This window comes from Streptomyces agglomeratus, from assembly GCF_001746415.1.
In the GTDB taxonomy this organism is placed as follows: domain Bacteria; phylum Actinomycetota; class Actinomycetes; order Streptomycetales; family Streptomycetaceae; genus Streptomyces; species Streptomyces agglomeratus.
This window is the reverse complement of the sequence record NZ_MEHJ01000001.1, coordinates 2059582-2075523: the sequence shown is the minus strand read 5'-3', so window position 1 is coordinate 2075523 and position 15942 is coordinate 2059582. Positions and strand designations below refer to the sequence as shown.

Annotated in this window: 11 protein-coding genes; 2 read left to right on the top strand and 9 right to left on the bottom strand. The window is 71.3% G+C overall.

The genetic code is table 11. The features are described from left to right. The first annotated feature begins 221 nt into the window (after nucleotides 1–221). Entirely contained in the window at nucleotides 222–6437 is a 6216-nt protein-coding gene (locus AS594_RS08745) for a non-ribosomal peptide synthetase (RefSeq protein ID WP_069935059.1), read from the top strand. A gap of 149 nt (nucleotides 6438–6586) precedes the next feature. On the opposite strand, the gene AS594_RS08740 is transcribed toward AS594_RS08745, so the two are convergent. From AS594_RS08740 to AS594_RS08730, 3 genes are read right to left on the bottom strand one after another with little or no spacing between them, the layout of a single operon-like run. Beyond that, a complete protein-coding gene (locus AS594_RS08740; protein WP_069926436.1) occupies nucleotides 6587–7318 on the bottom strand; it encodes a PIG-L deacetylase family protein in 732 nt (243 codons plus the stop codon). Then, the gene (locus AS594_RS08735; RefSeq protein ID WP_069933196.1) at nucleotides 7311–7850 is read right to left on the bottom strand and encodes a DUF6879 family protein; all 540 of its coding nucleotides are present in this window, start codon (nucleotides 7848–7850) and stop codon (nucleotides 7311–7313) included. The genes AS594_RS08740 and AS594_RS08735 overlap by 8 nt, the downstream gene beginning before the upstream one ends. A 59-nt stretch (nucleotides 7851–7909) precedes the next feature. Further along, a complete protein-coding gene (locus tag AS594_RS08730) occupies nucleotides 7910–9196 on the bottom strand; it encodes an MFS transporter (RefSeq protein ID WP_069926434.1) in 1287 nt (428 codons plus the stop codon). Nucleotides 9197–9288: 92 nt separating this feature from the next. Between AS594_RS08730 and AS594_RS08725 the strand changes: the two genes are divergently transcribed. Continuing rightward, the gene (locus tag AS594_RS08725) at nucleotides 9289–9741 is read left to right on the top strand and encodes an SAM-dependent methyltransferase (protein ID WP_240508969.1); all 453 of its coding nucleotides are present in this window, start codon (nucleotides 9289–9291) and stop codon (nucleotides 9739–9741) included. Nucleotides 9742–9770: 29 nt separating this feature from the next. On the opposite strand, the gene AS594_RS08720 is transcribed toward AS594_RS08725, so the two are convergent. The 6 genes from AS594_RS08720 to AS594_RS08695 form a co-directional block, all read right to left on the bottom strand. Further along, on the bottom strand, nucleotides 9771–11534 hold the full coding sequence (locus tag AS594_RS08720) for an FAD-dependent monooxygenase (RefSeq protein ID WP_069926432.1): 1764 nt from the start codon (nucleotides 11532–11534) through the stop codon (nucleotides 9771–9773). Beyond that, a complete protein-coding gene (locus tag AS594_RS08715) occupies nucleotides 11531–12055 on the bottom strand; it encodes a truncated hemoglobin (RefSeq protein WP_069926431.1) in 525 nt (174 codons plus the stop codon). Before AS594_RS08715 ends, AS594_RS08720 begins: the two co-directional genes overlap by 4 nt. 13 nt (nucleotides 12056–12068) lie before the next feature. Continuing rightward, on the bottom strand, nucleotides 12069–13166 hold the full coding sequence (locus AS594_RS08710) for a GNAT family N-acetyltransferase (RefSeq protein WP_069926430.1): 1098 nt from the start codon (nucleotides 13164–13166) through the stop codon (nucleotides 12069–12071). A 106-nt stretch (nucleotides 13167–13272) separates the two neighbouring features. Then, nucleotides 13273–13632: a hypothetical protein gene (locus tag AS594_RS08705; protein WP_069933198.1), complete on the bottom strand. Its 360-nt coding sequence runs from the start codon at nucleotides 13630–13632 to the stop codon at nucleotides 13273–13275. A 342-nt stretch (nucleotides 13633–13974) separates the two neighbouring features. Beyond that, entirely contained in the window at nucleotides 13975–14601 is a 627-nt protein-coding gene (locus tag AS594_RS08700) for a hypothetical protein (protein WP_069926428.1), read from the bottom strand. A gap of 102 nt (nucleotides 14602–14703) precedes the next feature. Further along, entirely contained in the window at nucleotides 14704–15900 is a 1197-nt protein-coding gene (locus AS594_RS08695; RefSeq protein WP_069926427.1) for an MFS transporter, read from the bottom strand. Between the last annotated feature and the right edge of the window lie 42 nt (nucleotides 15901–15942).

Below are 15942 nucleotides of genomic sequence, written 5' to 3'. Positions count from 1 at the left end.
CCGGGACCGGTCGGCGGTCTTGCCCCGGACCCTCCTCACCCGCATCGTCGCCGCGCTGTACCGCGCGCGGGCTGATGTCTTGCCAAGATCTTTCCTCGGCGGACAGGGGACTACGGCCGACTGGCACGGTGAAGCCACTCCGACCCCTGGCTCGCCTTCTGGCACGGACCACTGTGGCCGCGTCCGGCGGACGCTGGGCCGACCATCGACAGGAGCGTCCAGTGACCGATGTCACCGCTGCGGTCCACAGCGGCACCGTCGTCGACATGTTGCGGGCCAACGCGGTTCGCGATCCGGACGCGGTCGCCTTCACCCACCTGACGTTCCCGGCCGGCGGCCCCGAGCACGGGCTGCGCGTCTCGCTCAGCCGTGCCGAGCTGGACACCCGGTGCTGCGCGCTGGCCGCCGCGCTGGCCGCGCACGAGCTCGCGCGACACCGCGTGCTGATACTCGCGCCGCCGGGCCTGGACTTCATCGTCGGTCTGTTCGGCACGCTCTACGCCGGCGCGATCGCCGTGACCTGCCCGCCACCCGTGAGCGACGAGAGCGATCCGCGCACCGAGCGGGCGGTCCGGATCGCCTCCGACGCGCAGGTCTCGGCGGTGGTGACGACCCGTGAGGTCCGGGACCGGCTCGGCGAGCTCCGCCACCGGTTCGGCGACGTGCCGTGGATCGCGGTGGACGACGTGGAACCCGCGGCGAGCGGGCATCTCGCGGTCCCCGCCACCGACCGGGGCGATCTGGCCTTGCTGCAATACACCTCCGGGGCCACCGGAGGACCGAAGGGCGTGATGATCAGCCACGACAACCTGGTGCACCAGCTGCCGCAGGCGGCGGCGATCTTCCAACTCCCGCCCGGCAGCAACGTGGTCAGCTGGATATCGCCCTACCACGCGCTCGGAATCGTCGTGCACCTCATGCTGTCGCAGTACCTCGGCGGCCAGGCGGTGTTCCTGGTGCCGGAGGACTTCGTAGGACACCCGCTGCGCTGGTTGCGCGCCATCTCCGACACGCCGGGGCCCGTGCTGTCCTGCGCGCCGAACTTCGCCTTCGGCCTCTGCGCCGATCAGATCAGCGAGCGGGAGCGCACGGGGCTCGATCTGTCCGGCTGGCGCACCACGCTCAACACCGCCGAGCGCGTCCAGGCGCACACCATGGCCCGGTTCATCGAGGCGTACCAGCCGCACGGCTTCCGGACGGCCGCCATGTGCCCCGGCTTCGGCATGACCGAGGCCATGGTGCTGACCGGGCAGCGCCGGGGCAGGCCGCTGGTGCTGGACGTGGACGCGGCCGAGCTGGAACGGGGCAGAGCGGTGGTACTGGGCGAGCCGGAGGCGGTCCCGGACGTGGCCCCGGACGGAGGCGCCGCCGAGGGCGAACGCAGGCTGCGCCTGGTCGGGGTCGGCCAGCCGGGTCCGTACTCCGAAGTGATCGTGGTGGACCCGGAGAGCAGGCGGCGGCTCGGCGAGCACGAGGTCGGCGAAGTGTGGATCCGCGGCCCCGTGGTGTGCCAGGGCTACTGGAAGCGCGCGGAACTGACCGAGGAGACGTTCGGCGCGCGGCTGCACGACGGCGAGGGCCCTTACCTCCGTTCCGGCGACATGGCCTTCCTGCACAACGGTGAGCTGGTGCTGTGCGGCCGACGCAAGGAGATGATCATCGTGCGGGGGCGCAATCTCTACCCCCACGACATCGAGTCGGACAGTGAGCGGGTGCATCCCGCGCTGCGCGGAGCGCCGGCGGCGGCGTTCTCCGTGAACCGCGATGCCGGCGAGGAGCTGGTGCTTGTCCAGTCCGTGCCGGACGCGGACGCGCTCCCCGTCCCGTTGCCGGAGCTGGCCCGGCGTATCCGCTCCGCGGTGACCGCGGCGCACGAGGTGGACGTGTACCACCTGCTGTTGGTGCCGCCCGACCAGATCCCCAAGACGATCAGCGGCAAGATCCAACGCGGCGAGTGCCGACGCCGCTATCTCGCGGGCGAGCTCGAAACGCTGCTCGAACCACTCCGTGCCGGCCCGCCGTCCGCGTCGGCACCGCTTCGACCGGTGAACGGCCGGTCCAGCGGCGAAAGTGCCGTCCTGCCCGGTCTGCTCGCGGCCCTGGACCCGTCCCTGCGGGCCGGTGTGATATCCGCTGACCTGCGGCGGCGTCTCGGCGATCTGCTCGGCGTTCCCACCGACGACGTTCCCACCGCCGTGCCGCTGGTCGCTCTGGGGCTCGAATCGATACGCGCCATGGAACTGCGTGCCGTGCTGGAACGGGACGTTCAGGTGGATCTTCCGCTGGCCACCTTCTTGCGCTCGACCGTGGATCAACTCACCGAGCTCATGGTCCACCGGCTCGACGGTCGCCACGCGTCGGCGGCGGCGGTGACGTCCGAGCCGTCCGAGCCGTTCCACGCCGCCCCGGAGCACCGGCTCGAGCCCTTTCGGCTGACCGGTCTCCAGCAGGCATACCTCGCCGGCAGGTGCGCCGGCGAGGAACGGGGCGATGTCGCGACCCACCTGTACCTGGAGATCGAGGCGGGCGACCTGGATCTGCGCCGGTTGGAGACGGCGCTGACCGCACTGGTCTCCCGGCACGACATGTTGCGCGCGGTGGTGGCGGAGGACGGCACCCAGCGGGTGCTCCCGGAATCGGACGCCACACCGGTCCCGTTCTCGGTCACCGACTGCTCCACGGAGTCCGGGCCGCGGACCGCCGCCGCCGTACGGGAGGAACTGTCCCACGAGATCAGGCCGATCGGTCAGTGGCCGATGTGGGAAGTGCGGGCGCTGATCCTGCCGGGCGACCGTATCCGTCTGGCCATCAGCATGGACCTGCTGATAGCCGACGTGGCCAGCATCAGGCTGTTCTTCGACGACTGGCGGAGGCTCTACGCCGGCGAGCGGCTGCCACCGCTGCGGACCACCTTTCGCGACTGCGTCAACGCCCACGCCGTCGATCCGGAAGACCCGGAATACGCCGCCGCCCGCGACTACTGGCTGCGACGGGTGCCCGAACTCCCCGAGGGGCCGCAACTGCCGTGGCGGCGCGGCGCGACCGCGCCCGCACGGTGGGACAGAAGGGCTTACAGGCTGCCGGCCCGGTCCTGGTCACGCATCAGACAACTGGCGCTCCAGCACGAACTCACCCCGACGTCGGTGTTGCTCGCGGCCTTCGCCACGGTGCTCGGGCGCTGGTCCACGACCGACCGGTTCCTGCTGAACCTGCCGCTGTTCAGCCGACGCCGGGTGCATCCGGACGTCGACGCCCTGATCGGCGACTTCACCAGCGTGGTCCTGCTCGAAGTGGACCTCCGCGGCCGCCCCGGCATCGCCGAACTGGCCGACCGGCTGCACCGGCAGCTGTGGCGCGACCTGGAACACCGCGCGTTCGACGGGGTGGCGGTGCAGCGCGAGCTGGCCAAGGCGCGCCCGGCCACGGGTGTCCCGCACTGCCCGGTGGTGTTCGCCAGCGCCCGCGACCAGGGCTGGGACCAGCACGGCGGGGACACCGGGACGTTGGGCCAGAGCTGGCTCGGTGAGACCACGCTGAGCATTTCGCAGACCCCTCAGGTCCTGCTGGACCACCAGGTGTACGAGAACGCCGGGGCGCTGGAGTTCAACTGGGACTCGCCGGTCGACGCGTTCCTGCCCGGCGTGCGGGACGAGATGTTCGACGCCTACTGCCGCTTGCTCGACAGCCTGGTCGACGCCGAGGCGTGGTCGGGCGGCGTGGACGTGTGCGGTGCCGGCCCGGACGAGTTCGTGGCCCGGGTGGACGCGACGGACGGCGCGGTGCCGTCGGCGTCGTTGGCCGACGGGGTGATGGGCTGGGCAGCGCGCGAACCGGACCGGGTGGCGGTGGTGACGGCCGACGGCGGCTTGCTGCGGTACGGGGAACTGGGGTGGTGGGCGTCCGGGGTCGCGGAAACCCTCCTGGGCCCGGACGCCGACCCGGGCGCCTTGATCGCGGTGGGGATGTCGAAGTCGGCGGAGCAAGTGGTGGCTGCGCTGGGCGTCCATCTGGCCGGCCGGGCCTATCTGCCGGTGGATGTGGATCTGCCTCCGCGTCGGCGTGCCGAACTGCTCGCGGCCGCGGGCTGTTCGGTGGTCCTCGTCCGCGCCGGCGACGACCACCAGCAGTGGCCCGACACGGTTCGGGTCGTGGCCGTGGAGGACTGCCGGGACCGGGCCCGACGGCTCGCCGAATCGCCGGCGAAGCCCACGGACGTGGCTTACGTGCTCTACACCTCCGGCTCCACCGGTGCGCCCAAGGGCGTGACGGTCTCGCATCAGGCGGCGCTGGGCACCTGTACGGACGTCTGCGACCGGTTCGGGATCGGGGCCGACGACGCGGTGCTGGGTCTGTCGTCGCTGAGTTTCGACCTGAGCGTGTTCGATGTGTTCGGGGTGCTGGGGGCGGGCGGCCGGCTGGTGTTGCCGCGGCCCGGTTCGCAGCGAGATCCGGAACACTGGCTGGAGTTGGTGGCCGAGCACGGGGTGACGGTGTGGAACAGCGTGCCCGCGGTCGCGGAAATGGTCGTCTCTCACTTGGGTGCCGGTGCCGGTGCCGGTGCCGGGGCCCGTGCCGGAGACGGCACCGGTGACGGACACGGTGCCGGTGGGCGGCAGGGCGCCGCGTTGGCCGGCATCCGGGTGGCGTTGTGGTCCGGCGACTGGATCCCCGTCGGCCTGCCCGACCGCTGGCGCGAGTGGTCGCCCGCGTGCCGGCTGATCTCGCTGGGCGGGGCCACCGAGGCCGCCATCTGGTCCATCTCTTACGAAATCGGCGAGGTCGACCCCGAATGGGACTCCATCCCGTACGGCCGGCCACTGACGAATCAGAGCTTCCACGTCCTCGATGACCGGTTGGACCCCTGCCCGGTCTGGGTGGTGGGCGAGCTGTACATCGGCGGCCTGGGGCTGGCCGAGGGGTACTGGGGTGACCCGGTGCGCACCGCGGAGCGGTTCATCACCCACCCGGTGTCCGGAGAGCGGCTGTATCGCACCGGGGATCTGGGCCGGTGGCGGCCGGACGGCATGATCGAGTTCCTGGGACGGACGGACGGCCAGGTCAAGATCGGTGGCTTCCGCATCGAGCTCGGCGAGATCGACGCCGCGCTCGCCCAGCACCCGGCGGTCGCGAGGGCGGTCACCACTGCCACCGGGACCCGCCACCACCCGTACCTCACGACGTTCGTCGTACCGGACCGTGCGCGACGGCCGGCCCCGGCCCCGGAAGCCGATGGCGACGGCGCCGAGTACGAGAGCCTGCTCGGCGCCGTGATCACGGATTCCGCCCACCGCGCGGCCGTCACCGCGGCCCAGCGTGGCCGGCGTGCCGACCTGACCTCGCAGGCGGTCGGACTGCCCGACTTCCTCGACCCGGAGCGGACCGGCCGCCGGTGGAACCGGCGGCGCAGCCATCGGGGGTTCGCGGAGGCCGAGGTTCCGTTGGCCGAACTCGCCCGGCTGCTCAACTGCCTGCGGGCCGTCGGCGCCGCACACCGCCCGGTCCCGAAGTACCGGTACGGTTCGGCCGGATCGCTGTACCCGGTGCGGACCTACGTCTACGTCCACCCCGGGCGAGTTGGCGGGCTGCCGGGCGGCTCCTACTACTACGACCCGCTGGCGCACCGGTTGTGCACCGTACGCAGTGGTGTCGAGATGCCGGCGTCCGTACACCTCTCGATGAACCAGGACGCCTTCTCCTCGGCCGCGTTCCACCTGCTCCTGGTCGGCCCGATGGCCGAGGTCGAGCCGATGTACGGGCGGCGCGCCCACGACTTCTGCCTCATCGAGGCGGGCGCGATGAGTCAGCTGCTGGCCGAGTCGGCCACCGAGGGCCCGCTCGGGCTGTGCCAGATCGGACTGCTGCGGGACGAGGAGCCGTTAAGGACGCTCTTCGCCCTCGGCGAGGACGAAGTGCTGCTGCACAGCCTGCTCGGCGGAATGGGGCTTGCGGAACCGGGCGAGGCCATGGACGCCGGCGCCCCCTCGCCCCGGGCGGCCCGTGCGGCCGGACCGGACGGACCGGCCCAGCTGGTCGGTCAGGTACGCGCGCTCGCGATGAACGTGCTGCCCGCGCATATGGTGCCGAGCAGGATCCGGGTGATCGACGAGCTGCCGCTGACCGACCAGGGCAAAGTGGACCGTCGCCGGCTGGAGGAACTGGCCGGCGCACCCGAGACCGGCGTCGAGGCGGTCGAGCCGCGATCCGATACGGAGGCACGGATCGCGGCGATCGTCGCCGAGACGCTCGGGTGTGACCGCGTCAGCGTCACGGAGAACCTTTTCGGCCTCGGAGCCGACTCTGTGCAGCTCATCGCCATCCGGCAGCGGCTGTCCGAGGAGTTCGGCCACGAGCTGCCCCTGGCGCGGATGTTCGAGAACGCCTCGGTCCGTACGGTGGCCGCCGCTCTCGCGGCCGTGCCCCGGGTCCCGCCGTACTAGACGCAACGGTTCGGACGGACAGCCGCACATCGGCCACGACTGGCGCGGAAGCGTCGTGCTCGACGGGTGCGCCCGGTCTTCGCCCCGGTTGTGGGACGTCACCCGGTCGCAGGCCGTCGAGCACGAGTGGTGGCGGAGGCCGTAATGGTTCAGACTCCGATGAGTTCGAAGGCGATCGCCGGCTTTCCGCCGAACCGCTCGCCGAACGTGCGGACCTTTCGTTCCAGGAAGCCGCGGGCGTCCGCCATCGGGTGGTCCGGGCCCAGGTAGTCCAGGTACGACCGGTGGGCCTCCAGCGCCGCGACTCCCTGGTCCAGCGTGCCGGTGACGTCCACGGCGTGGGCGGCGAAGGGGGAGCCGCCGACCGCGACGTAGCGGACGCCCTTCCACGGTTGCAGGCCCTCGGCCGCGAGCTCCGGGAAGATCCAGCGGTTGCCGGCGTCGCCCGCCGCGTCCAGCAGGGCGCGGCCGACGTGGCGGTGGTCCGGTGAGTTCCAGTCGCCGCCCCGCCACCGCTCGTGGAAGTTCAGCGTGATCAGGATCTCCGGGCGGTGCCTGCGGATCGCGGCGGTGATGTCGCGGCGCAGGGGCAGGCCGTACTCGACGACGCCGTCGGGGTGGTCGAGGAACTCGACCTTCTTGACGCCCACGACGGCGGCCGCCTCCCACTCCTCCCGCTCCCGCACCTGCGCGGCCTCCGCCGGTTCCATGGTGTCCATGCCGGCCTGACCCCGCGTCACCATCAGGTACGTGACCTCGCGGCCGGCCGCCGTCCAGGCGGCGACCGCGCACGCGGGACCGTACTCCAGGTCGTCCGGGTGCGCGACGACGGCGAGCGCGCGCTCCCAGTCGTCCGGCATGGGGGCGTACGGGTCAGCCATGGTTGGTGTTCGCCGGGGTCCACTCCGGCTCGTAGTCCTGGTGGTCGATGCCGCGCTCCCACGCGGCCTCGAAGGACTCGGAGCACATCTTCGCCAAGGCAGGGTCCTCGGTCAGCTCGTGCGGTCCCCAGGAGCCGTCACCGGCGAAGTGGGTGAAGCGGACCAGCTTGCCGTCGAACACCCAGAAGTCGTTGCCCGGCAGCAGCAGGTCGGAGGCGTTGCGGCGGGGCAGCCAGCGCACCTTCTCGCCCGCCGGCACGTTCACGATGGTGGTGGTCTCCCACTCGTAGCGGATGAAGTCCGTGACGGGCTCGGAGATGATGCGCAGCCGCCGCCAGTCGACGCCGCGGTTCACCGTCTCCTGCACCAGGTCGACCCAGTCCTGGTGCCGGTCGAACTCGATCGGCTTGCCGGCCTGCCAGTCCACGAACACCGGGCCCTTGGGGGTGTACATGTCGCGGGTTTCCAGGTGGATCGCGGAATGCTTTGCCTGGGAGATGAGTTCCTTGAATGCCGGAAGATTGCTGGACATCGCTGACCTCTGTCGTGAGTCGAATTCACGGATGGGGCGGGCGCTCATACTCGCGGCACTCAGGCCGTTTCGGCATCTTGCAGATTGCTCTCTTCTGATTCGGTGACACGGGTGCGTACCGCCCAGCGGACGGCCGGTCCGCTCAGTGCGAGCGAGCCCAGGAACAGCGCGGCCATCAACAGCCAGCCGAGCGTGCCGAGGCGGTCCGGCACCGTGGTCACCAGCAGCGGGCCCGCGATCACGGCCAGGGCGTCCCCGGTGGCGAAGACACCGCCGTACTGTCCCTGGGCGTGCTCGGGAGCCAGCTCGTAGCGGAGCCCCCAGCGGGCCGCCTCGCCCCAGATCTCGCCCAGCGTGAAGAGCACCGTGGCGGCGGCCAGGACCAGGCCCGCGGCCCAGCCGGGCATCCCCTGGGTGAAGCCCGCCACCGCGCTGGCCGCCGCGAGGACGAGGAACGTCCAGCGCTGGAGCCTGCTCGCGCCGGGCACGGTGTCCGCGTCCCGGGCGACGTACACCTGGAGGAACACGACCATCAGCGTGTTGATCAGCATCAGCCACGCCGCCAGGGCGCGCGGCGCCTCGGTATGGGTGACCAGCCACAGCGGCACCCCCAGCGCCAGTGCCGTCGGACCGATGCGGGCCAGCCCGGAGACCTGGGCGACCAGGATGTACGGCACGTCCCGGACGGCCGAGGCCGCTTTCTTCGCCCGTGACTGCGGCAGCTTGCGGGGGACGCGCGGCAGCCGCATGTAGAGACCGGAGACGATCACCATGGCCGCGGCGTTTCCCCAGAACAAGGACAGGTACACGGGGCGCGAGTCGATCGCGATGACGATGCCCGCCCCCAACGAGGCCAGTGCGAAACCGCCGTTGAACACCGACCGCATGTACGCCGACAGCTTCACCCGCCCCTCGCGGCCCATCACCCCGGACACCAGAGCGCCGCGGGCGACGTGGCCGGTCTGTTCCGCCGTCCCGAGCGCGGCGGCCATCAGCAGATAGGTGGTGAAGGACTGTACGAAGACCGCCGAGATCAGCATCGCCGCCTTGCACAGGGCGAGTACGGCGGTCGTACCGCGGGGGCCGAAGCGGTCCGCGAGATAGCCGACCGGCACGCCGAGCACCAGGGCCACCATGCCTGCCACCGACAGGCCGATGCCCACCTGCGCGGGGGACAGCCCCACGACGCGGACGAAGTAGACGGCGCCGCCGGTCACGTACAGCCCGTTGCCCAGGCTCGCGACGGCGGTGCAGAGCACCAGCAGCCGGCCCGGCCCGGGTTCGGGCAGCAGCCTCGACCGGAGAGGCGGGCGGGGGGCCGCGGTCCGCTGTTCGGTTCCGGTCATTCGAAAACTCCCGCACCAATAGTGGGTTGACGTCGCTTCAGGGGCTCGGCATGATCGGAATTCCTCGTGACGCCGCGTCGACAGGAAATTCTGTGCCGAATTCGATCGAGCCCGTTGGTGTGGTCCGCAGCCCACGATTGAACGGCCTCGACGACTGGGGGGATGTCGAATCCCGGATCGAGCTCGACCCGGAGGTTTACGAGCCCACAGCGACCGTCGGGCTGGAGGGCTATTCGCATGTCGAGGTGATCTTCTCGTTCCACCTCGCCCCGAAGACCTGCCGTGGCGCGCAGCATCCGCGCGGCAATCCTGACTGGCCCGAGGTGGGCATCCTCGCTCAGCGCGCGCCGAACCGGCCCAACCATCTCGGGGTCAGCGTCTGCGAGTTGCTGGCCGTCGACGGGCTGACGCTCACCGTCCGGGGCCTTGACGCGCTCGACGCCACCCCTGTGCTGGACGTGAAGCCCTACCTTCTCGACTTCGCGCCGCGGGGCGAGGTCCGGGAGCCCCAGTGGTCCCGCGATCTGATGCGCGACTACTTCTGACACCGCCGTCGCCTCCGGCGCCATCGCGCTCACCTCTTCTCGTCGCTCGGGCGGGAGACGCCGGGCGCGGCAGGGGCAGGGGTGACACCGGCGGCGCCGCAGAGCACCAGGTCGGCCCGCGAGGCCAGCACCAGGGTGTTGATCTCGTCCCGTGACAGGTCCTCCGGGCAGAGCAGCAGCACCGGCAGCCGTCCCGTGCGGACGAGTTCCTCCGACCGTTCGGACCGGGCGACGCGTCCTCCGCCCGGCCGGGACGGTACGACGAGGAAGTCGGCCGCACGGCCGCCGGGCAGCGGCTCCTCCCGGCGGTCCTGGTCACCGGGTCCCAGGTGCGCTGCCGGGTCGCGCGGTCCGTGGTCCTCGGCCCGGTCGCCCGGTTCCGGGTCCGGTACGAGCAGGCCCACCGCCGGGGCCCCGGCCGCCCGCAGCGCGGCCACGGCCGAGACGTCGTCCGTGATCGGGCAGAGCACCTCACCCGCTCCCGTCCGGAGCGACACGCCCATGGGCTGCCCGGCCGGCGCCCCGGCCGTGACGAGTGGGCCGGAGGGCGGCAGGCCGCCGACGCGTTCCACGACGGTCAGCTCCCCGACGGAGAGCGGAACGTCGACCGGTTCGGCGTCGGTGGGCCGTCCGGCGAGCTGTTCGACCGCCTTCGCGACGAACTCGGGATCCCTGTCCCGCAGCCGCTCGAACGTGTTCGCCTCCCGGCGGCTGCGCAGGGCGAACACCGTACGGTGACCGTCCACCCGCTCCCGGCGGCTGAGCGCCTCGAACCACGTCATGCTCTCCCGCGCCTCCGCCTGCGCCGCGCCGGCGACCGGCTGCCGCGTGCGCGCGTAGCTGTCGAGCGCGTCCGGCACCGACGCTTCGCCGGCCAGGGCTCCCGCCAGGCACAGCGCGTCGTCGATCGCCAGTGACGTACCCGACCCGGTGGAGAAGTGCACGGTGTGCGCCGCGTCGCCCAGGAGCACCGTCCGCCCGTCGTGCCAGCGGGCGTTGACCACCGTACGGAACGACTGCCAGCCCGCCGTCTGCGCGTGCAGCGGCGCCCCCCGCAACTCGTCGGTGAAGATGCCAGCCAGGTCCTTCTCGATCTCCGGGAGCGGCCTGTCGTCCAGCCGGTGCGCGGAGAGGGTGGCCGGATCAGCCTCCACGATGAACGTGCTCTCACTGTCGCTGTGCGGATAGGAGTGCACGATGAGCAGACCGGGCCCCAGGTCCTTGAGAACGAACGACGGCTCCAGCGCGACGGGCGCGCTCAGCCACAGGAACCGGGTCCGCCCGCTGCTGACGGTGGTACCGAACAGCTCCTCGTTGTCCCGGCGGAGCCGGCTGCCCGCTCCGTCCGCGAGTACGACGACGTCCGGCGTGCCGCGCCCGTCGGCTGCGTCCGGCTCTCCGTGGCCGTACGGCAGCGAGGTGACGGTCCGCCGGATCAGACGCACCTGGGGGCACGCGGCGGCCAGCTCCCGCACGTGGGAGTGGAACGCCCGCCGCCGCAGCCCGAACGTACCGAACGCGCCCGACCAGATGCTTTCGTCGCCGATCAGCGTCACGATCCGGTCCCAGGTGGCCATGTCGGCCGGCGCGACGGCGAAGGCCCGGGGAAAGGCGGCCTGGATCCGGTCGGTGAAGGCGGTGGACATGACGATGCCGGCACCGGGACCGCGGCTGCTCCGGTCGTACAGATCGATGGTCACGTCCGGCCGGAGCCGGGACAGTTCGAGGGTGAAGAACGCCCCCGCCGCCCCGGCTCCGACGACCGCCACGTGCTTCAGCGGCCGGTGGGTCATCGGGGCGAACCGTCCCAGTGGAACCGCTCGCCACGGGCCAGCGCGGCGCCGCGCGAAGCGGCCGTCATCTCGCCGCTGGCGACCTTCATGATGGTCAGGAACTCCCCGAACTGCGGCTGGGGTGCCGACAGCCGGGTGCCCGCCTCGGTCATCAGCGCCAGCCACCGAAGCCGGTGCTCGCGGGTGATGAGGAAGTGGCTGTGGGCCTGGTGCAGCCGTGGGTCCCAGGCCGCCGTCAGGTCGTTGTCGCCGTAGAGCTGGACGAAGTGCGCGGTGAGCCGCCGCGCGTGCAGGGGCCAGTCGGGTACGGCGAACAGCGGCGCCAGCAGGTCGTCCTCGGCGACCAGTGCGTAGAACTGCTCCGTCAGCGCGCGGAAGAACGGCTCACCCCCGATCCCGGTGTAGAAGTCGTCGACCTTCCGGTCGACGTCCGTGGCGCTCATCTCGTCGCCGGACTTCAGTCCCTGGTCGGCGACGAGCAGGATCTTGCCGTCGTGCTTCGGTACGGCGTTCGGTTGCACGTCCTTCTCCCCTTCAATTCAGCAGCAGCGCGGCGGCGGACAGTGAGTTGACCGTGCAGCCGCGGAGCTTCTTCGCCTGGAGCGTCCCGAGCCCGTACGCCATCGACGTGATGCCCTGCTGCGGAGCGAGCTCCGCGGGCCGGTAGAACATGGTGGCGAAATACGTGAACGAGGCGTCCGGCCGCTCGTAGTCGGTGGCGCTCATCAGCACGGTCCACTGGGCTCCGTCCCGGATGAGGATGCTGAAGGACAGCAGGTGACCGTCCTGGCGGGCCTCGACCACGACCACGTTCTCCGCGCCGAAGTGCTCGCGCAGATGCCGCAGCGAACCGGCCTCGCGCTCCGCGTCCGGAACACCGCCGTACTTGGTCACGATCTGCGCGCGCAGCCGGACCAGTTCCGGCTCCTCCTCGCGGACGGTGCGCTCACTGATCACCACACCCCGCGCCGCGATGTCCCGCAGTTCGCGGCGTACGGCAAAACGTCGCTTGCGCGGCAGGCCGGCCAGGTAGCCGTCGAAGTCCTGCCAGGTCACGTCCATGTCGCAGCGTTCGACCATCGGTACGACGGCGAAGCCTGCGTCGCCCAGGGCGGCGAGGAACTCGGGGTAGTCCGGCCGCAGGAACAGTCCCGCGATGCTGCGCATGCCGTTGTCGCGGCACCAGGTCACGAGCGCGTCGACGTAGGCGCGCACCGCGACGGGGTCGTGCGCGTCGGGGCCGACCGGAGCGGTCTCGTAGTTGGGGAACATCAACAGGCAGCAGGGGAAGACGTCTTCGGGGTCGAGTCCCTGCCACGGGTGCGGACCGTTCTCGACGACACCCTCGTCCACCGAGCCGCCGGACAGCACGCGGAACGGATCGAACCGTACGTGTCCGGTCGGTGCCTCGACCGGGCCGCCGACCAGTGCGACGGAGAGCCCGTTCTCCCCGGAGAGCGCCAGCGTGCGTGCGCCGCCGGGTATGCGGCCCTCGGCGAGCGTGATCCAGCGGCGGCTGAGCGTCGCCGGAGCGGAGCCGAGATGCCGGTCCCAGTCCTCCGCCACGCCGGGCCGCACGTCGAAGGTGGTGGTCTGCCCGGTCTCGGCCGCCAGGCCGGCCCGCTGCGTCATGACGGTGTTCCTTCCGAATGTTCCCGGACCGCCCGGGTGTACCGGCGCAGGACCGGTCGCGCCGGTCCTGCGCCGGACCCGCTCAGGCGGTCAGCCTGCGGAGTGACTAGTCCTGGAGCCGGTCCCAGACCTTGAGCTCGTCCCAGACGGTGAGCTGGTCCCAGACTTTCAGTTCGTCCCAGACCTTGAGCTCGTCCCAGACGGTGAGCTGGTCCCAGACTTTCAGTTCGTCCCAGACCTTGAGCTCGTCCCAGACGGTGAGCTGGTCCCAGACTTTCAGTTCGTCCCAGACCTTGAGCTCGTCCCAGACGGTGAGCTGGTCCCAGACCTTCAGTTCGTCCCAGACCTTGAGCTCGTCCCAGACGGTGAGCTCGTCCCAGACCTTGAGCTCGTCCCAGACGGTGAGCTCGTCCCAGACCTTCAGCTGGTCCCAGACCGGACGTTCGATGACGTGCGTATCATGCATGTCTCATCCTTCCGAAGAGTGCTGTCGTCCGATCCACTCCCGGAGCGCCCCTCCGGGGAGTGGGGGGACTTGCCGCAGGCGCGTGTGCGGTGGAAGCCGCTCTTGAGGAGGGGAAATCGCCTCTGTCAGTGGACCGCCGAGGGCAGTCTCGTCCCGCCCCCGTTTCCCGAGAGTTGCAGACGGGCCCCCCGCCCGTCGTCTCCCAGGTTGCTCGGATGAGGGGTCATCGACGAGGACGGAGGCGGCGACGACGCCGTGGTCGGCCGGCCCGAGGACGAGTCGAGCCCCGGGACGCAGCCTGCGTTCCCGGGGAGGGACCGGTATCACCGCCCGCGGCGGCTTTCAGTACCGCTGTGCCTTGGCGACCCTCGGCGTCAGTACCGGGTCGGCGGGCTTGCGGCTGATGGCCAGGGGCTGGGCCTTCGCACCGGGCGCGAGATCCTCCGCACCGACGAACCTGCTCTCGACCACCTTGCCGGAGGGGTCGGTGAAGTCCACCTGGATGGCGTACGACGCCTCTTGGTCCGTACGGTTGGTGATGGTGACCACGACGGCGAGCAGTCCGCCCGTCTGCGCCCTGGGCTTCCCTGTCAGCGAGACGTCGGCCTTGGCGTTGCCGCCGCCGGACACCTTCTTCAGCTGAGCGGCGGCCGCCTGGTTCGCGCGGGCGGTTTCCGCCGAGACCGACGCCTCGAAGGAGGAGGCGGCAGCCGACGCGGACGACGCCGCGGCGGACGCCGAGGCGCGGGCCGAAGCGTCCGCGGAGGCCAGGGCGGAGGGCGGCGTGCCGGAGAAGGAGGACGTGTCGGGCGGCGTCGGGCGTGGGCTGAACGGTGTTCTGGTCGCGCCGTCGCCGTCTCCGGTGTCGCACGAAGCGAGAGTGGTGACACACGCTGCCGCCGTGACCAGCACCAGGGCGGCCGCGGCCAGCCGTCGCCCGCCCGTGCGGGTTGTCGCGTGTACGGGCATGAGCCAGTCCTGTTCCGGAGCTCCTGAGCCGCTGGGAATGATGTGACGGCGGCAGGGGCTTCGTCGTAGCCGATAACGATCAGTACGCCCATATTCTGCACCTTACGTACGGGATCGGCGCGGCAGCGGAGGAGTCCGGGTTCCGCGTCCTCGGAGCCCGGGGGCCAGAGCCAGCGTGACCGCGAGGGAAGCCGCCGCCATGACGGCCATCGCCGTCGACGGCGAGGTGTACTGGGCCGCACCGCCCGCCAGAGCGGCGCCCGCGCCCTGCATGGTGAGCATCCCGGAGGAGTGCAGCCCGAGGGCGTGACCACTCAGCGCGTCCGGTGTCAGGGCCATCAGGCGCTCCTGGAGCAGCAGGCCCGCCGAGTAGCCGACGGTGGCGAGCACGACCGCCGTCATCGCGAGGGGCAGCCCCGGACGTACGGCGAACACCAGGTACGGAGCGGCGAGCAGGAGGCACAGCGGGACCACGAGGCGGCCTCTGCGCTGCCGGGGGACGCATCTGCCGACCAGGATGTCGCCGGCCAGCATGCCCAGTGCGCCGCATGCGAAGAGGAGCCCGGCGTGCTCGGGTGCGTAGGGGACGTACAAGGACTCGCATCCGACGATCAGTCCGTTGGGTACCCAGAGAGCGAGGTAGACGTGGCGGCGGGGAGCCGAGGACCACAACAGGGCGTTGTTCCTCCAGGTCCCGGCAATGGACGGTCGCCCGGTGGCACGTGGCGGACGGCGGCTGAGCCCGAACCGGGCCACAGTCGCGGCCAGGAGGTGCAAGGCGGCGCCGGTGAGCAGGGCGCCGTGCGGTGACAGCGTGGTGACCAGGGCGCCGCCGGCCGCGAATCCGCAGATCTGCGTCGCGCCGGTGGCCATGCCGAACAGCGAGCGGCCCAGCAGGTATCCCTCCTTGGCGAGGATCTCGTGCAGCAGCCCGTAACGCACTCCGCCGCCGAGCGCGGAGACCGCGCCGAGGCCGAGAGCGAGAGCGAGGGGTGCCGGCACGGGCAGGCCGGGGACGGCCTGCGCGGCGGTGCCGAGAGCGAAGAGCAGGGACAGTCCGCTCAGCGCGGAGCGCGGCGGCAGTCGGTCGGCTGCCGCCAGCAGCGTCGACGCCCCGACCACCTGGGCCAGGGACGGGCCGAACATGGCAAGGGCGGAGAGCAGCGGAGAGCCTGTCACCCCGTAGACCAGCGTGCCCAGGGCCAGTCCGCTCACCGTCTGCGCCGCCACTTGCGCGGCGGAGGACAGGAACAGCGGAGTGAACTCCCGCAGGCGGAAGAGATCCCGGTAGGTGCGCATGACCGGAGTCTCAAGACCCCGGGGACGAGACGTTAATGTTTC